This is a genomic window from Agromyces solani (assembly GCF_058349925.1).
Genome location: NZ_JBYRER010000001.1, coordinates 1,374,089 through 1,392,587, shown reverse-complemented (window position 1 = coordinate 1,392,587; position 18,499 = coordinate 1,374,089). Strand labels below are relative to the sequence as shown.

The 18,499-nt window shown below is 73.7% G+C and carries 17 protein-coding genes; 5 read left to right on the top strand and 12 right to left on the bottom strand.

Translation table 11 applies throughout. The features are described from left to right. Positions 1-18: 18 nt before the first annotated feature. The 3 genes from AC3RJ7_RS06370 to AC3RJ7_RS06360 are packed head-to-tail and all read left to right on the top strand — an operon-like array spanning position 19 to position 5,272. On the top strand, positions 19-1,401 hold the full coding sequence (locus AC3RJ7_RS06370; RefSeq protein ID WP_491454963.1) for an MFS transporter: 1,383 nt from the start codon (positions 19-21) through the stop codon (positions 1,399-1,401). Between the two features lie 11 nt (positions 1,402-1,412). After that, the gene (locus AC3RJ7_RS06365) at positions 1,413-3,614 is read left to right on the top strand and encodes a molybdopterin oxidoreductase family protein (RefSeq protein ID WP_491454962.1); all 2,202 of its coding nucleotides are present in this window, start codon (positions 1,413-1,415) and stop codon (positions 3,612-3,614) included. Beyond that, positions 3,611-5,272 (top strand): NAD(P)/FAD-dependent oxidoreductase, encoded by a 1,662-nt coding sequence (locus tag AC3RJ7_RS06360; protein WP_491454961.1) that lies wholly within the window; start codon positions 3,611-3,613, stop codon positions 5,270-5,272. The genes AC3RJ7_RS06365 and AC3RJ7_RS06360 overlap by 4 nt, the downstream gene beginning before the upstream one ends. A gap of 88 nt (positions 5,273-5,360) precedes the next feature. Here the strand turns inward: AC3RJ7_RS06360 and AC3RJ7_RS06355 are convergent, their stop codons facing one another. The 6 genes from AC3RJ7_RS06355 to AC3RJ7_RS06330 form a co-directional block, all read right to left on the bottom strand. Continuing rightward, positions 5,361-6,110 carry a sirohydrochlorin chelatase gene (locus AC3RJ7_RS06355; RefSeq protein WP_491454960.1) on the bottom strand — a complete coding sequence of 250 codons (750 nt, stop codon included), beginning with the start codon at positions 6,108-6,110 and terminating at the stop codon, positions 5,361-5,363. 108 nt (positions 6,111-6,218) lie between these two features. Next, complete coding sequence (gene trmD, locus AC3RJ7_RS06350) at positions 6,219-6,935, bottom strand: tRNA (guanosine(37)-N1)-methyltransferase TrmD (RefSeq protein ID WP_491454959.1); 717 nt, start codon at positions 6,933-6,935, stop codon at positions 6,219-6,221. A gap of 10 nt (positions 6,936-6,945) precedes the next feature. Next, complete coding sequence (gene rimM / locus AC3RJ7_RS06345) at positions 6,946-7,581, bottom strand: ribosome maturation factor RimM (protein ID WP_491454958.1); 636 nt, start codon at positions 7,579-7,581, stop codon at positions 6,946-6,948. A gap of 1 nt (position 7,582) precedes the next feature. Then, a complete protein-coding gene (locus tag AC3RJ7_RS06340; protein WP_056651189.1) occupies positions 7,583-7,819 on the bottom strand; it encodes an RNA-binding protein in 237 nt (78 codons plus the stop codon). 4 nt (positions 7,820-7,823) lie between these two features. Beyond that, positions 7,824-8,249, bottom strand: coding sequence for a 30S ribosomal protein S16 (rpsP, locus tag AC3RJ7_RS06335; protein WP_491427238.1), 426 nt, complete (start codon positions 8,247-8,249; stop codon positions 7,824-7,826). Between the two features lie 187 nt (positions 8,250-8,436). Then, positions 8,437-9,936: an aminopeptidase P family protein gene (locus AC3RJ7_RS06330; protein ID WP_491454957.1), complete on the bottom strand. Its 1,500-nt coding sequence runs from the start codon at positions 9,934-9,936 to the stop codon at positions 8,437-8,439. 74 nt (positions 9,937-10,010) lie between these two features. On the opposite strand from AC3RJ7_RS06330, the gene AC3RJ7_RS06325 reads away from it, so the two are divergent. Continuing rightward, a complete protein-coding gene (locus AC3RJ7_RS06325; RefSeq protein WP_491454956.1) occupies positions 10,011-10,955 on the top strand; it encodes an ornithine cyclodeaminase family protein in 945 nt (314 codons plus the stop codon). Continuing rightward, the gene (locus tag AC3RJ7_RS06320) at positions 10,955-11,938 is read left to right on the top strand and encodes a proline racemase family protein (RefSeq protein ID WP_491454955.1); all 984 of its coding nucleotides are present in this window, start codon (positions 10,955-10,957) and stop codon (positions 11,936-11,938) included. The genes AC3RJ7_RS06325 and AC3RJ7_RS06320 overlap by 1 nt, the downstream gene beginning before the upstream one ends. A gap of 120 nt (positions 11,939-12,058) precedes the next feature. Here AC3RJ7_RS06320 and AC3RJ7_RS06315 read toward each other — a convergent pair whose 3' ends face one another. The 6 genes from AC3RJ7_RS06315 to AC3RJ7_RS06290 form a co-directional block, all read right to left on the bottom strand. Continuing rightward, positions 12,059-13,567, bottom strand: a complete 1,509-nt coding sequence (locus AC3RJ7_RS06315; protein ID WP_491455240.1) for an aldehyde dehydrogenase (NADP(+)) — start codon at positions 13,565-13,567, stop codon at positions 12,059-12,061. A gap of 10 nt (positions 13,568-13,577) precedes the next feature. Next, positions 13,578-14,579: a proline racemase family protein gene (locus AC3RJ7_RS06310; RefSeq protein WP_491454954.1), complete on the bottom strand. Its 1,002-nt coding sequence runs from the start codon at positions 14,577-14,579 to the stop codon at positions 13,578-13,580. Then, entirely contained in the window at positions 14,579-15,511 is a 933-nt protein-coding gene (locus AC3RJ7_RS06305) for a dihydrodipicolinate synthase family protein (RefSeq protein ID WP_491454953.1), read from the bottom strand. The genes AC3RJ7_RS06310 and AC3RJ7_RS06305 overlap by 1 nt, the downstream gene beginning before the upstream one ends. Positions 15,512-15,684: 173 nt before the next feature. After that, positions 15,685-17,073 (bottom strand): FAD-dependent oxidoreductase, encoded by a 1,389-nt coding sequence (locus AC3RJ7_RS06300; RefSeq protein ID WP_491454952.1) that lies wholly within the window; start codon positions 17,071-17,073, stop codon positions 15,685-15,687. Further along, on the bottom strand, positions 17,070-17,312 hold the full coding sequence (locus tag AC3RJ7_RS06295) for a (2Fe-2S)-binding protein (RefSeq protein ID WP_491454951.1): 243 nt from the start codon (positions 17,310-17,312) through the stop codon (positions 17,070-17,072). The genes AC3RJ7_RS06300 and AC3RJ7_RS06295 overlap by 4 nt, the downstream gene beginning before the upstream one ends. Continuing rightward, positions 17,309-18,469, bottom strand: a complete 1,161-nt coding sequence (locus tag AC3RJ7_RS06290) for an NAD(P)/FAD-dependent oxidoreductase (RefSeq protein WP_491454950.1) — start codon at positions 18,467-18,469, stop codon at positions 17,309-17,311. Before AC3RJ7_RS06290 ends, AC3RJ7_RS06295 begins: the two co-directional genes overlap by 4 nt. Between the last annotated feature and the right edge of the window lie 30 nt (positions 18,470-18,499).

The following is an 18,499-nucleotide window of genomic DNA, read 5'->3' as shown; positions in this document are numbered from 1 at the left end:
ACCGCAACGGAGGCCCCGATGACCGAAACCGTGAGCACCCGACCGCGCTTCGGCGCACCCGCACCCGCGCCGTCGTCCGCACTCGTCGCCCTGCCGGGCCGGTGGATCGACGGCTGGAACCCCGAGGACGCGGAGCAGTGGGCCTCGCAGGGCCGGGCGATCGCGCGCCGCAACCTGCGCTGGTCGATCTTCGCCGAGTTCCTCGGGTTCGTCGTCTGGCAGCTCTGGTCGATCGTCGCGGTCCAACTCCCGGATGCGGGCTTCGACCTCTCGACGGGCGAGGTGTTCTGGCTGATCTCGATCCCCAGCCTGGTCGGCGCGACACTGCGCATCCCGTACTCCTTCCTCGTCCCGAGGTTCGGCGGGCGCAACTGGACGATCGTGTCGGCGGCGCTCCTGCTCCTGCCGGCGGTCGCCCTCGCGGTGTGCGTCGCGAACCCGGCGACGCCGTTCCCCGTGCTCCTCGGGGCAGCCGCGCTCGCCGGATTCGGGGGCGGCAACTTCGCGAGCTCGATGGCGAACATCACGTACTTCTATCCGCAGCGCGAGAAGGGTTGGGCCCTCGGACTCAACGCCGCGGGCGGCAACCTCGGCGCAGCGGTCGCCCAGTTCATCGTGCCCGTCGTCATCGCGATCGGCGCCGGTGCGAGCCTGAACCTGCCGCTCGCCGGCCTCATCTGGGTGCCGTTCATCGTCGTCGCGATGATCGGGGCGTGGCGCCGGATGGACAACCTCGTCGGTGCGAAGGCCGACCTCGCGAGCTCCGCCGCGGCCCTCAGGGAGCCGCACCTCTGGCTGCTCTCGCTGCTCTACATCGGCACGTTCGGCTCGTTCATCGGGTTCGCGAGCGTGTTCCCGAAGCTCATCGCCGACCAGTTCCCGGCGTTCTCGACCTTCGCAGTCGGCGGCACATCGGTCTCGCTCGCCTTCCTGGGGGCGCTCGTCGGCTCGCTCGCCCGCCCATACGGCGGGCGGCTCGCCGACCGGTTCGGCGGCGCCCGCATCACGATGTGCGCGTTCGCGGCGATGAGCGCGATCACCCTCGTCGTCGTCGCGGCCGTCCCGGCCGCGGGATTCTGGCCGTTCCTCGGGCTCTTCCTGCTGCTCTTCGCCGCGACCGGAATCGGCAACGGCGCGACCTACCGGATGGTGCCGGTCGTCTTCGCGCTCCGCGCCTCGGGCGACGACGCGGCCCGACGCCGCAAGGCCGCGGCCGCCCTCGGGCTCATCTCGGCGATCGGCGCCTACGGCGGATTCCTCATCCCGCAGGCGCTGAACCTCTCGTTCCAGACGACGGGCGGCTATGCGACGGCCTTCCTCGGCTTCGTCGCCTGCTACGCCGGGCTCCTCGTCCTCACCGCCATCGTCTACGTGCGGCCGCTGTGCTCGCACCGGGTCTGATCGGAGCCCGCATGACGCGCACCGCCACCGACACGCACTGCCCCTACTGCGCACTTCAGTGCGCCATGAGCCTGGCCGAGACGGATGCCTCGCCGGCGACTCCGCTCGCGGCGACGGGGCCGACCGCACCGATCACGGTCGCCGCGCGCGACTTCCCGACGAATCGGGGCGGCCTGTGCAAGAAGGGCTGGACGTCGGCGGAACTGCTGCACTCGCCCGCACGACTGCTGGCACCGCTCGTGCGCGGCGCCGACGGCGACCTGCACGAGGCGAGCTGGGAGGAGGCCCTCGATCTCGTCGCGACCCGGCTGCGAGGCATCCGCGACCGGTACGGCGCCGACGCCGTCGGTGTCTTCGGCGGCGGCGGGCTCACGAACGAGAAGGCCTACCTGCTCGGCAAGTTCGCGCGGGTCGCCCTCGGCACGAGCCGCATCGACTACAACGGGCGCTACTGCATGTCTTCGGCGGCCGCGGCCGCCAACCGGGCGTTCGGCGTCGATCGCGGGCTGCCGTTCCCCGTCGAGGACCTCGACGGCGCCGAGACCGTGCTGGTGCTCGGCTCGAACGTCGCTGCGACGATGCCGCCGTTCATCGGGCACCTCGCGGGCGCCCAGGCGGCCGGCGGGCTCGTCGTCGTCGATCCGCGCCGCACGGCCACCGCCCGGCTGACCGACGAGGGTCGCGGCATGCACCTGCAGCCCGCGCCGGGCACCGATCTCGCCCTGCTGCTCGGGCTCGCGCACGTCGTCATCGCCGAGGGACTGGCCGACGCGCGGTACCTCGAACGCCGCACGATCGGCTTCGACGCCGTCCGCCGGAGCGTGGCGAACTGGTGGCCCGCCCGAGTGCAGTCGGTGACGGGTGTGCCGGCCGCCACCCTGCGCGACGTGGCCCGGCGCCTGGCCGCCGGCGGTCGCACGTTCATCCTGACGGGACGCGGCGTCGAGCAGCACGTCGACGGCACCGACACGGCGACCGCCGCGATCAACCTCGCACTGCTGCTCGGGCTGCCCGGCCGACCCGGCAGCGGCTACGGCACCCTCACGGGCCAGGGCAACGGCCAGGGGGGTCGCGAGCACGGGCAGAAGTGCGACCAGCTTCCGGGCTACCGCCGCATCACCGATCCCGCCGCACGCGCCCACGTCGCCGGGGTGTGGGGCATCGACGCCGACGACCTACCCGGCCCAGGGGTTCCCGCCGTCGAGCTCCTGCAGTCGCTCGGCCGCCCCGGCGGTCTCCGCGCGCTGCTCGTACACGGCTCGAACCTCGCTGTCTCGTCGCCGAACGCCGCCTCGGTGCGCGCCGGGCTCGCCGCGCTCGACCTCCTCGTCGTCTGCGACTTCGTGCCGTCGGAGACCGCTGCGATGGCCGACGTCGTCCTGCCCGTGCTGCAGTGGGCCGAGGAAGAAGGCACGATGACCTCGCTCGAGGGGCGCGTGCTGCGTCGCCGGCGCGCCGTCGAGCCGCCCGAGGGCGCCCGCGACGAGCTCGCCGTGCTCGCCGAGCTCGCCCGCCGACTCGGCAGCCGCGCGCGGTTCGACACGGACCCGGCCCTGGTCTTCGAGGAGCTCCGGCTCGCGTCCGAGGGCGGCCTCGCCGACTACTCGGGCATCGAGTACGCCCGCCTCGACCGCGGCGAGCCCGCATATTGGCCGTACCCGCGCGGCGGGACGTCGACGCCGCGACTGTTCGCCGAGCGGTTCGCGCACCCCGACGGGCTCGCCCGGCTCGTCGCGGTCGCACCGCGCCCGACCGCACGCCCGGTGCCGGAGCCCGACGAGCTCACCCTCATCACCGGCCGCCTGCTGGAGCACTACCAGAGCGGGGCGCAGACGCGCCGCGTGACCGAACTGCTCGCGGCCCAGCCCGAGCTCGTGGCCTCGTTGCATCCCGCCACCGCCGAGCGCCTCGGCATCGCCGACGGGGAGATCGTGACGATCGAGAACGAACGCGGACGCCTCGACTGCCCGGTCGCCCTGACGACCGACGTCCGCGTCGAGTGCGTCTTCCTGCCGTTCCACTTCGGTGGCGACCGGGCCGCGAACCTGCTCACGTCGGATGCGGTCGATCCGATCTCGGCCATGCCCGAGTTCAAGACCGGCCACGTGCGGGTGCGCCGGACGGGCGCTGCCGCATCGACCGTCGCGTCGACCGCGGTCGACGCATCCGCCCCGCGGCCCGACCGCCGTGCCGGAGAGGGAGCCGCCGCATGACCCAGCCGCATCGCATCGTCCTCATCGGCTACGGCCCCGTCGGCGCCCGCTTCGTCGAGGAGCTGCTGCCAGCGGTCGCCGACGGCCTCATCCAGCTCACGGTCGTCGGCGGCGAGGCCGTCGAGGCGTACAACCGGGTGCTCGTCGCCGAGTACGCCGTCGGCGCCACGGGGCTCGACGCGATGCTCGTCGGCGATCGCGACGCCGCCGAGGCGGCGGGGGCCCGAATGCTGCTCGGGGTCACGGCTCGTGCGATCGACCGCGAGGAACGGTCGGTCGCACTGTCGGACGGCGAGCGAGTGCCGTACGACCGCCTCGTGCTCGCCACCGGCTCACGGGCCAACGTCCCGACGCTCGACGGCGTCGAGCGGCACCGACGCGACCTCCGATCACTCGAACGGGACGCCGCCCTGGTCGGCCACGACGACGCGCTGCCCGCGGGGGTCACGACCCTCCGCGACCTCGACGACGCCGAACGCGTGCTCACCGCGGTCACCGGGCGCGAGCGCATCATCGTCCTCGGCGCGGGCGTGCTGGGGCTCGAACTCGCCCTCGCCGCACGGCATGCCGGTGCCGAGGTCTGCGTCGTGCACCACGGCCCGCACCCGATGCCGCGAAACCTCGACCGCGCGGCCGGCCTCGTCACGCGCGCCGCGCTCCGGCGCAGCGGCGTCGCCGTCGTCCCGAATTCCCGTGCGGAGGCGGTCGGCTTCCGCGGCGAGGACGACGCCCGCCGGTTCGACCGGCTCATCACCGCCGACGGCAAGGAGCTGCCCGGCGACCTGCTCGTGCTCTCGTGCGGCGTCAGCCCGCGGAACGAGCTCGCGACCCTCGCGGGCCTCCGCACAGCGGTCGGCGTCCTCGTGCACCCGTCCCTTCAGTCGTGGAACGATCCCGCGATCTACGCGATCGGAGACTGCGCCCAGGTGGCCGACCGCGACCTGCACGGCGAGGACGCCGTCGTCCCGGGCGCACCGTCGGGTCTCATCGGTCCCGGCTGGCGCCAGGCGGCCTGGCTCGCGGAGCGCCTCGTCGCGGCGGTGCGTGGCGGCGACCGGGCCGTCGTCGAGGAAGCGGCCGCGGCCGAATCGGTCGGGGCGACGACTCGCCCCGAGCGCGAGGTCCTCGCACCCGAGCGCGAGCCGATCGTCATGCTGAAGGCCGAACATCTCGACGTCGTCGCCGTCGGCGACGTATCGGCCGACCCGTGGGACGACGACCCCGCCCGACCCGACCGGCGCGTTGCGCAGTGGGCGGATCCCGAACACGGCCGCTACGTCAAGATGGTCACCGAGGGCGGGGTGCTCTCGGCCTTCGCGAGCGTCGGGATGCCTCGCACAGCAGCCGAGCTCACGCTCCTGTTCGAGCGTCGCGCGGAACTGCCCGCCGACCGCTCGCTGCTGCTCCGCCTCGACGGGCCGGACGACGACCCGGGCACCGCATCGGGCGCGCTCGCCCCCGATGCCACGGTCTGCTGGTGCAACGGGGTCACCGGTCGACGGATCGTCGAGTCGGCGGCCTGCGGCAACCGCACGGTCGAAGCGGTGGGGCGCGACACCCGGGCCGGCACGGGCTGCGGCGGCTGCCGCGGAAGGATCGTCGAGCTCATCGCCGGCGTGCACGAGGCCGCCGACGAGGCCGCGAGCCGGGCCGGCTGACGCCCGACGCCGCACCGGCCGGGCGGCGGGACACCGCTCCGCCCTGCCCGTCGTCACCGCGGGAGCCTCGCCGGGCGCTCCGGGAGCTTCAGGCCCCGGGCTCGGCGGTCGTCGCGTCGAAACGGGCGAGCACGAGCTCGACGAGCTCGGGCGGTGCCGTCTCGTCGGGGAGGAGCAACGGCGCGGCCACGGCGTCCGCGCCGGATCCGGAGGCGGCGTCGAAGAACCTCCCGGGCGCGAGCAGGTACGGCCCGACCACGACGCGCCGGCCGCGATGGACCTCGCGGATCATCTCGATCGCATCGGGCAACCGCGGCAGCGCCGCCGCGATGAACCCGACCGTCACCGGCCGTCCGAGCCGCACGCCCAGCAGGCGGGCGGTCTCGAAGCACTCCCGAACCGCCCTCGGATCGTTCGACCCGGCCGCGGCGAGCACCACGACGTCGTCATCCTCGAGCCCGGCACGATCGAGCCGCCGTGCGAGCACCTCGACGATGCGGTCGTCCGGGCCGAGCTCGGCGGCGAGCCCCACCTCCGAGCCGGACCGGTCGAGACCGACCTGGAGGCCGGTCCGCACGTGGAAGCCCGCCGAGAGCACGAGCGGCACGATCACCGAGTCCTCGTCGCGGTCGGCGAGGAGGTCGGCCAGCCCGCCGGCGCGGGCGTCGACGAACCCGATCGAGACGTCGAGCCTCGGTCGCGCGGAGGCGACCGCGTCGACCAGCCTGATGATCGCCTCGCGGTTCGCCGACGTCGGTTCGCCGTGCGTCACGGCGACCAGACGGAGCCGGCGCACCGAATCCGGCGGCTTCGGCCGCCCCGCACTCGTGACGATCATGCTCGACCCCGCGCCTCCCGGCGGTGGTCCCTGAGTCCGCCGGTTCGACGGTACGAACCGGGTGTTACGCGTTCGAGATGCGTGGATTTCGGGCGTGTGAAGAACGGCTCACGCGTCGGCGTCGCGCTGCGCGCCGGCCTCACCCAGCAGCTCGGGCCGCACCCGCCGGGTGCGCTCGACCTGCTGCTCGTGGCGCCAGGCCGCGACGGCGCCGTGGTTGCCGGAGCGCAGCACGGGCGGCACCTCGAGCCCGCGCCATTCGGCGGGCTTGGTGTAGCTCGGGTATTCGAGCAGTCCGTTCTCGTGCGACTCCTCGACGAGCGACTCGGGGTTGCCGACGACGCCGGGCACGAGCCGGCCGGCCGCCTCGATCATCGCCATCACGGCGACCTCGCCGCCGTTGAGCACGTAGTCGCCGAGCGAGATGAGGCGCACGCGCATGCGGGTCGCGTAGTGGTCGACGACGCGCTGGTCGATGCCCTCGTAACGGCCGCAGGCGAACACGAGGTGCGGCTCCGCCGCGAGCTCGCGCGCGAGCTGCTGGGTGAACGGCTCGCCCGCCGGCGACGGCACGACGAGGAGCGCCTCGGACTCGCCCTCGCCGACGATGGCGTCGAGCGCCTCGCCCCACGGCTCGGGCTTCATGACCATGCCCGCACCGCCGCCGTACGGCGTGTCGTCGACGGTGCGGTGCCGGTCGTGCGTGTGGTCGCGCAGGTCGTGCGCGGTGATCTCGAGCAGGCCCGATTCGCGCGCCTTGCCGAGCAGCGACAGGTCGAGCACCGAGAAGAACTCGGGGAAGATCGTGACGATGTCGACGCGCATCGGCCGGCTCCTAGCTGCGGGACTCGTCGCCCGCAGCGGGCTCGTCGCCGGTCAGCTCGGCATCGGCGAGAGCCGACGCCTCGGCAGCGGCATCCGCCTGCTCGACCTCGGGGATCTCCTCGAAGAGCCCGGCCGGCGGGGTGACGGTGAGCGTGCCAGCCTCGAGGTCGACCTCGGGCACGATCGCCGAGACGAACGGCACCATGACCTCGCCGGTCGCCGTCTTGACGATGAGCAGGTCCTGCGCGGGAAGGTGGTCGACCTGGACGACCTCGCCGACGCGAACGCCGTCGCGCACGACCGCGAGGCCCACGAGCTGGTGGTCGTACCAGGCGTCGGGCTCGCCCGCTTCATCGTCGCTGTGCTCGACCCAGAGGATGGCCTTGATGAGCGTCTCGGCCGCGGTGCGGTCGTCGACGCCCTCGAAGAAGCCGACCGGGTGCCCGTTGTACCAGCGCAGCTCGCGCAGTACGAGGTGCTTGCCGTGCCAGGGCGACTCCTTCGGCACCTGCAGGGAGAACTCGGCCCCGGGCACGAAGCGGCGCTCGGGGTCGTCGGTGTACAGCTCGAGCTTGATCGCGCCCTTCAGGCCGTGCGCCTTGGTGAGGCGGCCGACCCGGAGCTGCGTCTTCGGTGCGTCGGCCACGTCAGTCGTCGGTGTCGACGACGTCGACCCGCACGCGGCGGCCGTCGGCGAGCGCCGTGACGAGCGTGCGGAGGGCCTTGGCGGTGCGGCCGGCCCGGCCGATGACACGGCCGAGGTCCTCGGGGTTCACGTGAACCTCGAGGACCTCGCCGCGTGCGCTCGACGCGGAGACGACCTTCACGTCGTCAGGGTGATCGACGATCCCCTTGACGAGGTGTTCGAGCGCGGACTGGAGCAAGGCCTTACGCCTCGTCCGTCGCGGTCTCCGCAGCCTCGGCCTCGGCCTCGGCGGGCTCCTCGGCCTTGGGGGCCGGCTTCTCAGCCTTGGGCTTCAGCACCGGCTTCTTCTTCTCGTCGGCGACGAACTCGGCCTTGGCGTCCTTCGTCTGGACGGTCGAGACGGCGTTCGCGTCGCCCTTGAACTTGCCCCAGTCGCCCGTGAGCTTGAGGATGGCGAGCACCTGCTCGGTCGGCTGCGCGCCGACGCCGAGCCAGTACTGCGCACGGTCGGAGTCGACCTCGATGAACGAGGGCTGCTCGGTGGGGTGGTACTTGCCGATCTCCTCGATCACACGACCGTCGCGCTTGGTGCGCGAGTCGGCGACGACGATGCGGTAGTACGGCGCACGGATCTTGCCGAGACGCTTGAGACGGATCTTGACAGCCACGATTCTCCTGAATGTGTAGAAAGGTTGAACCGATCGCCTGGAGCGTGGGGTGCACACCCGGCGGAAGCTCGAATGGTCGGACCACGGCCTGATAGAGGGTCGGGCGGCGGTCCAACCCCCTATTCTGCCAGATCCGGGCGGATGCCGCGAACCGGCGCCGACCGGGCGCCGACGCCGGCGAGGTCCGTCAGCGGAGCCCGGCCATCCACGCCTCGACGCCCGCGGCGTCGATCGGCAGCCCCTTCGAGAGCACGTCGCTGCCGGTTTCGGTGACGACGACGTCGTCCTCGAGGCGCACGCCCACGCCGCGCAGCTCGGGCGGCAGCGTCTCGTCGAAGGCGTGGAAGTAGAGGCCGGGCTCGACCGTGAGCGCCATGCCCGGCCGCATCTTCGCCCCCTGGTAGGCGGCGTGGCTCGCGGAGGAGCAGTCGTGCACGTCGATGCCGAGGTGGTGACCGACGCCGCACACGATGTAGCGGCGGTGCTGCTGCCCCTCGGGCGAGAGGGCCTCGTCGACCGACACGGGCAGCAGGCCCCAGTCGGAGAGTCCCCGCGCGAGCACCTCCATGCACGCGGTGTGGAAGTCCGCCCAGTCGCGGCCCGGTCCGACCGCCGCGAGGCCGGCCCGATGCGAGGCCTCGACGAGGTCGTGCACCTCGCGCTGCGCCGCCGAGAACGTGCCCGATGCGGGCACCGTGCGGGTGACGTCGGCGGTGTAGCCGCTGCGGCGCTCGACGCCGAGGTCGAGCAGCAGCAGCGCCTCGGGGTCGACCGCGCCCTCGGCGCGCACCCAGTGCAGGATCGGCGCGTGCGCCCCCGAACCGACGATCGAGGCGTAGCCGACACCCGCGCCGAATGTCCGGGCGTGCCGGTCGAAGGTGCCCTGGAGCCAGCGCTCCCCGCCGGCTCGCACGGCCTGCGGGATCTCGAGGGCCGTCGCCGCGAAGCCGTCGACGGTGGTGTCGACCGCGGCCCGCAGCTCGGCGAGCTCCCATCCGTCCTTGATCATGCGGAGCTCGGCGAGCACGCGGGCGAGCTCACCCGCCCGGGGACGCCCGGCGATCCCAGCCGCGGGGCCGGCCGTCGGCACGGTGCCGGCGAGGAGGGCGGCACCCGGCAGCTCGAGCTCCTCGATGCGCCGGGTGCGCACGCCGAGCGCGTCGGCCCACTCGGCGAGGCCCGGCATCGGGCCGACCCAGAGCTCACCGCGCAGCGCGTCGGCGAAGAAGCCCTCGTCCCCGGGGCGGAAGGGCGCGGGCAGGTACAGGGTCGCGTCGTGGCCGCCACCGGTCGGCTCGAGCACGAGCACGGCGTCCTCGACCGCGGCGCCCGCGAGCCAGAGGAAGTCGCTGTCGGCCCGGAACTCGTGGGCGTTGTCATTGACGCGCATGGGCGCGCGGCCGGCCGCGATCGCGAGCACCTCGCCGGGGAACGCGGCCGAGAGCCGGTCGCGGTGGCGGGCGGCCGCCTCGGGTGCACCGGCGGGCACGACGGGCGTACGGTCGGCCTCGCCCCAGCCCTCGAGCATCATGTCGCGGAAGCCGGGCGAGGCGGCGAGCCGCGGCATCCTGGGGTCGGGTTCGGCCGGCTGCGGCATCGACCGCGCCGGCGCCGGCTCGGTGATCGCGGAGGTGTCCGCCTCGGGATCGGTGGCGATGATCGTGGCCGCGCCTTCGTGGGCGTGCATGTTCGCTCCTTCCGCGCTTCCTCGCGCGTTCATCCTTTTGTGATGCATTACGCATCACATAGTAGACTCGGCGCATGTCCGATGTCATCGCCGCCATGCGGGTGCTCGACGCCGCCGCGCTCCGCGCGCGCATCGACATGCCCCGCGCCATCCGCGCCCTCCAGGACGCGCTCCGCGACGGCTTCGACCCCGACGACGACCCGCCGCGCTCGATCGTCGACGTCCGCCACGGCCAGCTGCTGCTCATGCCCGCCGACCTCGGCCGGTACGCCGGGCAGAAGCTCGCGACGGTCGCGCCCGCGAACCCCGCCCGCGGGCTCGAGCGCATCCAGGCGATCTACGTCGTGCTCGACGCCGAGACGCTCACCCCTGTCGCCCTCCTCGACGGCACCGAGCTCACGAGCCTGCGCACCCCGGCGATGTCGGCCGCCATGCTCGATTTCGTGGCCGAGCCCGACGCCACGAGCCTCGTCGTCTTCGGCACGGGCCCGCAGGGGGTCCGCCACGTCGAGGCGATGCGCGCGATCCGCCCGATCGAGCGCGTGCGCTTCGTCGGCCGCGATCGGGCGAGGGCGCTGCGAGCGGTGGCCGAGTGCGAGGCATCCGGACTCGACGTCGCCGTGGGCGAGGCCGCCGACGTCGCCGACGCCGACCTCGTCGTCTGCGCGACGACGGCACGCACGCCGCTCTTCGACGCCGACCTCGTGCGCGACCGCACCTCGATCGTCGCGGTCGGCTCCCACGAGCGCGACGCGCGCGAACTGCCCGGCGCCCTCCTCGGTCGCTCCCAGGTGATCGTCGAGACCGACCGGGTCGCCCGCACCGAGGCCGGCGACGTCATCATGGCGTTCGACGAGGGGCACCTCTCCCCCGGCGACGTCGTGCCGATGGCGCGCATCGCGACGGGCGCCGTCGCCGTCGCGCACGACCGGCCCCGGATCGTGAAGACGTGCGGCATGGGCTGGCAGGATCTCGCGGTCGCCCAGGCCGCGATCGACGACGAGGACGGAGGCGCGTGATGCGCTGGATCACCGAGGACTGGCACACGGCGGGCGAACCGTTCCGCATCGTCGAGGGCGTCGCGACCGAGGGCTCGACCGTCGCCGAACGGCGCGTGCACGCGATGACGGGCGAACCCGACCGGGTGCGCCGCTTCCTCTGCCTCGAGCCGCGCGGCCACGACGACATGTACGGCGGGTTCATCACCCCGCCCGACGACGACGGCGCCGACTTCGGGGTGCTGTTCTGGCACAAGGACGGATTCTCGACCGCGTGCGGGCACGGCACGATGGCGCTCGGCGCCTGGGCCGTGGCGACCGGTCGGGTCGACGCCCCCGACGACGGCGAGGCGGTCGTCGTGATCGACGTGCCGAGCGGGCGGGTCGAGGCGCGCGTTCAGCGATCGGGAGGGGCGACCACGGGCGTCGTCTTCCGCAACGTCGCATCGCGGGTGCTCGCCCGCGGCATCCCCCTCACGACGAGCCGCGGCGAGGCGCTCGTCGACCTCGTGTTCGGCGGCGCGGTCTACGCGACGCTGCCCGCCGCCGCCCTCGGCCTCGAGGTGACCCCCGCGCACACGACAGAGCTCATCCGCCTCGGCCGCGAGATCAAGTGGGCGCTGAACGACCATCCCGCGGCGCAGCTCGACGACGACCGGCTCTCGGGCGTCTACGGCACGATCCTCGTCGACGACCTCGGCCGCACCGACGCCGGCCCGTGGCAGCGCAACGTCACGGTCTTCGCCGACGGCGAGGTCGACCGCAGCCCGTGCGGGTCGGGCACCGCGTCGCGGGTCGCGTTCCTGGCGGACACCGGCGAGCTCGCCGACGGCGATACGCTCACGCACGACTCGATCATCGGCACGCGATTCCTCGCACGCATCGCGGCGCGCACCGGCGACGGCGTGATCCCCGAAGTCACCGGTCACGCCTACCGCGTCGGCCGCTGCGAGTTCGAGCTCGACCCCGCCGACCCGCTCGCCGAGGGCTTCAGCCTGCGCTGAGCGTCGGCCTCGCCCCGGCACCCTTTCAGGAAACAGGCCGCTGCTCAGGATCGTATCGCCAAGATCGTCCTGAACAGAGGCCTATTTCCTGAATCGGTGGGGTGCGGCGGCGCTCGTGCGTCAGTGCGCGCCGGTGAGGCTCCCCCACCCGGCCGAGGCGCCCGCGGCGCTGCGGCGCTGCGGCACGCCCCACGGGTTGTCGTCGCGGAGCGGTGCGGGCAGCAGCGCCTGCGGCGCGTTCTGGTAAGCGACACCGCGAAGGAACCGCGTGATCGCCGCCGTTCCGACGCTCGTGGCGTCGGTCGTCGTCGCCGGGTACGGTCCTCCGTGCTGCATCGCGCTCGTGACCGAGACGCCCGTCGGCCACCCGCCGAAGAGCACACGACCGCTCGTCTCGGCGAGGGCGTCGACGAGGTCGGCGAGCCCGCCGCCCTCGAGCTCGGCGTCGCTCGCGTGCAGCGTCGACGTGAGGTTTCCGGGGAACAGCTCGCGTTGGACCTCGGGCAGCTCGGCCGCGTCGTCGTACCGCACGATGATCGAGAGCGGGCCGAACGACTCCTCGAGGAGTTCGTCGCGGTGCTCGCGCAGCGTCGCGAGGTCGACCTCGACGACCGTCGGCGTCGCGAAGCGCTGGTCGGCGTCGTCGACCCGCACGGCGCCCTCCGCGAGCACCGTCACGCCGGGCGCACCGAGCACCGCCCCGCGGCGTTCCTCGAAGGCGCGGCCGATGCCGGGGTTCAGCAGCCGGTGCTCGGCGACCGAGGCGGCCGCGCCGCCCACCGGGCCGAGCTCGGCACCTCGGGGCACGAAGAGGAAGCCGGGCTTCGTGCAGAGCTGCCCCGCCGACCCCGAGACCGAGGTCAGGAAGCCCTGCAGCAGTTCGGGGTCGCCGGCGACCGCGCCGGGGGTCGCATAGACGGGGTTCACGCTGCCGAGCTCCCCGAAGAACGGGATCGGGCGGGGCCGTGACGCCGCGATGTCGGCGAGCAGGCGGCCCACGTGGGTCGAGCCGGTGAACGCGCCGGCGCGGATGCGCTCGTCCTTCAGCAGCTCGACGCCGGCCTGCTGGCCCGCGACGACCTGGAAGACGCCGTCGGGCATGCCCGCGGCCGCGAGGGCACCGCCGACGATCTCACCCGTGCGGCGCGACAGCTCCGGGTGCCCCGAGTGCGCCTTCACGATGAGCGGGCAGCCCGCGGCGAGCGCCGCGGCCGAGTCGCCGCCGGCGACCGAGAACGCGAACGGGAAGTTCGACGCCGCGAAGTTCAGCACCGGCCCGACCGGCTCGAGCACGCGCCGCACGTCGGGGCGCGGGCCGATCACGTACGCCGGGTCGGCGTCGTCGATGCGGGCGTCGAGGTAGTCGCCGTCGACGATCACCTCGGCGAAGAGGCGCAACTGGTTCGTCGTGCGGCGGACCTCGCCGGTCAGCCGCGCCTCGGTGAGGCCGGTCTCGCGCATCGCGATCGCGATGAGCTCGGGGCCGGCCGCGTCGAGCGCGTCGGCGACGGCCACGAGGGCGGCCGCGCGGGCGCGCGGCTCGGTCTCGGCGAAGGGGCGCGCCGCGCTCGCGGCGCGCGCGGCGACGGCGTCGATCTCGGTGGTCATGGATGGCTCCAACTGGTCGATGCGGATGTCGTCAGAAGACGAAGCCCTCGGGGAACGGGTCGTCCTCGTCGAGGAAGTACTGGCCGAGGCCGGTCACCCAGGCCCGGCCGGTGATGGTCGGCACGACCGCGGGCACGCCGCCGACCTCGGTCTCGCGGATGAGGCGCCCCGTGAACTCGGTGCCGATGAACGACTCGTTCACGAAGTCGGTCTCGAGCGCGAGCTCGCCGCGGGCGTGCAGCTCGGCCATACGGGCGCTCGTGCCGGTGCCGCACGGCGACCGGTCGAACCAGCCGGGATGGATCGCCATCGCGTGCCGCGAGCGCACGGCATCGGAACCGGGCGCGATGAACTCGACGTGATGCACGTGGTTCGCACCCGCGATCACGGGGTGCTGCGGCGGCGCCTGCGTGTTGATCGCGTCCATGATCGCCAGCCCCGCCCGCAGGATGTCGTCCTTGCGGGCACGGTCGAAGGGCAGGCCGACCGCGTCGAGCTCGACGAGGGCGTAGAAGTTGCCGCCGAAGGCGACCGAGTACGGCACCTCGCCGTAGCCGGGCACCTCGATCGAGGCATCCAGCCGGTCGACGAAGCTCGGCACGTTCTCGATCGTGACGTGCTTCGCCCGGCCGTTCTCGACCGCGACGCGCGCGATCACGAGCCCCGCGGGCACGTCGAGCCGGATCTCGGTGACGGGCTCCGTCACCTCGACCATGCCCGTCTCGACGAGCACGGTCGCGACGCCGATGGTGCCGTGCCCGCACATGGGCAGGAACCCGGATGCCTCGATGAAGACGACCCCCCAGTCGGCGTCGTCGCGCGCGGGCGGCTGCAGCAGCGCGCCCGACATCGACGCGTGGCCGCGGGGCTCGTTCATGAGCAGGCCCCGCAGCCCGTCGAGGTGCTCCATCGCGTAGAGGCGGCGGTCGTTCATGGTCGCGCCGGGGATCCGGCCGACGCCGCCCGTGACGACACGGGTCGGCATGCCCTCGGTGTGGGAGTCGACGGCCGACAGGACCCGGCGCGCTCGCATCAGGCGACCGCCGCCCGGCGTGCCGCGAGGGCGGCGAGGGCTCGCTCGGTGTCGGCCGTGACCTGCGCGTGCTGCTCGGGCGAGAGCGGGCCGCGCGGCGGGCGCGTCGGGCCGCCGTACGAGTTGCCGCAGATGTCCATCGAGAGCTTGATCGCCTGCACGAACTCGGTGCGCGAGTCCCAGCGGAAGACGGCGACGAGCTGCTCGTAGAGCGCCTTCGCCTCGTGCCACTCGCCCCCGGCGCAGAGGTTGTAGAGCTCGACGGCCTCGCGCGGGAACGCGTTCGGGTAGCCGGCGAACCAGCCGACGGCGCCGTTCACCATGAGCTCGAAGAGCACGTCGTCGGCGCCGGCGATGATGTCGATGTCGCACAGTTCCTTGATCTCGTACACCCGGCGGACGTCGCCCGAGAACTCCTTGATCGCGACGACCTCGGGGATCTCGGCGAGCTTCGCGACGAGCGAAGGCACGAGGTCGACCTTGGTGTCGAACGGGTTGTTGTACGCCATGATCGGCAGGCCGACCTTCGCGACCTCCTGGTAGTGCGCGATGACCTCGCCCTCGTTGGCGCGGTAGATCGTGGGCGGCAGGAGCAGCACGCCGTCGGCGCCGTCCTCCTTCGCGTACTCGGCCCACTGGCGCGCCTGGTGGCTGCCGACGCCGTGGACGCCCGCGATGACGATGCCGCGGCCGTCGACGGCCTCGACGGCGACCTGGATCACCTTGCGGCGCTCCTCGTCGGTGAGCGACGAGTACTCGCCGAGCGAGCCGTTCGGGCCGACGCCGCGGCAGCCGTTCGACATCAGGAAGTCGACGTGCTCGCCGAACTTGTCGTAGTCGACGGCGAGCCCGGCGGGCGCGGAGTCGTCGGCCGTGAAGGCGAGGGTGGTGGCGACGACGACACCGCCCAGGTCCATGTTCTGCGTGGTCATTTGCATTCCATTCTGATCGTTGTCGTCGCGGAGGGCGACGGTGGTGTTGTGCTGTTGCGGGCGGACTCGCCGCCGACGATCGGGAGGCACGCGACGCCGTCGTCCCGTACCGTGCTGTGTAATATATCACACACTACAACCTGCTCCAGTGCTCCGCCGGCCCGTCCCGGGACTCAGTCGGCGGCGCCGGCCGCTTCGTGGTCGGACGCGCGATCGCCGGCGCACGCGGCGAGCTCGCCGATGCGCACCGACGACAGGACGGGCCGGCGGTCGAGGTCGAGCGGGCGCCCGAGCACGGCCTCCACACTGCGGCCGCAGGTGCGGCCCTGGCAGGCGCCGAGACCGGCGCGCGTCGCGAGGCGGATGCCGCGGCTCGAGCCCGCCGCATCCGCGGCGTCGCGCAGCCGGGCGACCGTGACCGACTCGCAGCGGCACATGATCGTCTCGGCGTCCAGCCAGGCCGTCCAGCCGGGTGCGATGTCATGGGTCGCGAGACGCGCCGCGAACGCGTGCATGCGGCGACGGGCTGCGAGCGGTCCGCGCAGGCGCGGGTCGGCCGGGTCTCCCCCGGCGGCGGCGGAGCCCGCGACCGCGCCCTCGGCCAGGGCCGCGTCGGCACCCGCGATGCCGGTCACCTCCCCGGCGGCGAAGACGCCCGCCACGCTCGTGGCCTGCCGGTCGTCGACCTCGACGAACCTGGCGGCACTGATCCGGCAGCCCGCCTGGATCGCCGCCTCGAGGCGGGGCGTGAACCCGTGTCCGAGTGCGACGGCGTCGCACTCGACGTGCCGCTCGGTGCCCGCGATCGGCCGCCATCGTGCGTCGATGCGCTGGATGGTCACCCCGTCGACCACGGTCTCGCCGTGGATGCGGGTGACCGCCTGGCCGAGCCGGTACGGCGTGCGGTGCCGGGCGAGCGAGACGGCGTACTCGCCGAGCTCCCCGGCCTTGCCGGCGACGCCGGCCAGCTGCCACGGCGCGCGCCCCCACCCCCGGGCGATGCCGCGCTTCCCGACCGCCTCCACGACCTCGACGACCTCGCCGCCGACGCGCGCGATGCTCGCGGCGACCGGCAGCAGGAACGGGCCGGCCCCCGCGACGACCGTGCGGCGCCCCAGTGCGACCCCGTCGCGCTTCGCGAGCGCCTGGGCGGCACCGGCCGTCGTGACGCCGGGCAGCGTCCACCCGGGCACGGGCAGGGCCCGGTCGTGCGCACCCGTCGCGATCACCAGGGCGTCGGCCTCGATCGTGAGCGCCGTGCGAGCGGCCGCATCGGCCGGTCCCTGCAGTGCGTGCACGCGCAGGCCGTGCTCGGTGTCGACCCGCCACACGCTCGTCGACGTGTGCACGGTCGCGCGGTCGAGCGCGCCGCGCAGCCGCTCGAATCGGCTCCACTGGTGCTGCAGGCGGCGGTCGGTGAGCGTGTCGTGGTGCCGCCAGAACTGCCCGCCGACCCGCTCGCCCTCGTCGATCACGACGACGTCGGCGCCGTGGGCGAGTGCGGCCTGCGCGGCCGCGAGTCCCGCCGGCCCCGCCCCGAGGACGACGACCCGCCGCTTCATCGCGCCTCCCGTTCGACGAGGTCGCCGTCGCAGGCGGTCCGCTGGCACGCGCGCACGCTCTCCGTGCCGTTCACGGTCACGACGCAGTCCTGGCAGATGCCGATACCGCAGAACACGCCGCGCTCGGCACCGTCGGCGGTGCGCCAGCTGCGGCGGCCCGCGGCGAGGAGCACGCCGGCGATCGTCTGGCCGTCGCGGCCGGCGAGTTCCTCGCCCTCGAAGGTGATGCGGATCGTCATGCGGCATCCTCCCGGAGCGCGGGCCTCGTGGGCAGGAACGGCGTCGGGTCGATCGGTGCCGGCGCACCGAGCACCGCATGGGCGACGAGCTCGCCCGTGGTCGGCGCGAGCCCGATGCCGGCGCCCTCGTGCCCGGCGGCGTGGAAGAGCCCCGCGACCTCGCCGTCGGCCCCGATCGCCGGCAGGTGGTCGGGCGCGTACGGGCGGAACCCGTGATAGCTGCGCAGCAGCATGGTGTCGGCGAGGAACGGGAAGAGACGGGCGGCCTTCGCGGCGATCTCGGCGAGCGCCGGCAGCGTGTTCTCCGACGAGAAGCCGACCCGCTCCCGGCTCGAGCCGATGAGCACGGTGCCGGCCGGGGTCGACTCGACGACCGTCGAGGTCTGCAGGGCGGCGTCGCCGGAGCCCACGGCGCCCACGTAGTCGGCGTCGTAGACCTTGTGGAACACCCGCTGGGGCATCGGCACCGTCACGAGGATCACGCCGCGTCGCGGCCGGATGGCGAGCCGCGCGCCGAGGAGCTCCGCGACCTCGCCCGCCCACGGTCCCGCGCAGTTGACGACGGCATCGCCCTCGATCGGCCCCTCCCGCGTCTCGACGCCGACCAACCGCTCGCCGCGGCGCCGGGCGCCCGTGACCTCGGTCACCCGGAGCGTCGCGCCGAGGCGCACGGCCCGGGCGAGCATCGCCTGCGTCGCGAGGCTCGGCTGCACCTGGGCGTCGTCGGGGTAGTGGATGCCTCGGCAGACGTCCGGCGACAGGTGGGGTTCGAGCGAGCGCAGCGCCGAGGCATCCACCTCGGAGGCCCTGATGCCGATGCCGCGCTGCGACGCGGCGAAGTCCTCGAGGGCCCGCTCGCCGCCCGCGAAGGCGACGACGACCCCGCCCTTCGCCTCGAACTCCGTCGCGGGCTGGCCGGGAGCCCGGTCGGCGTCGAGCCGCTCCGCGAGCGAGCGCCAGGCGCGGTTCGCGACGATCGCGAGCTCCGCCTCGGCGCCGGGCCCCTTGTCCGAGACGAGGATGTTGCCCTCGCACCGGCTCGAGGTCTCGCCGGCGACGCCGGCCCGATCGATGACGACGACCTCTGCGCCCGCCTCGGCGAGCGCGAGCGCACTGGCCGCACCGATCGCACCGGCGCCGATCACGATGACGCGCACGGCGCCACTCCTTCCACTGGTCCTCCGCCG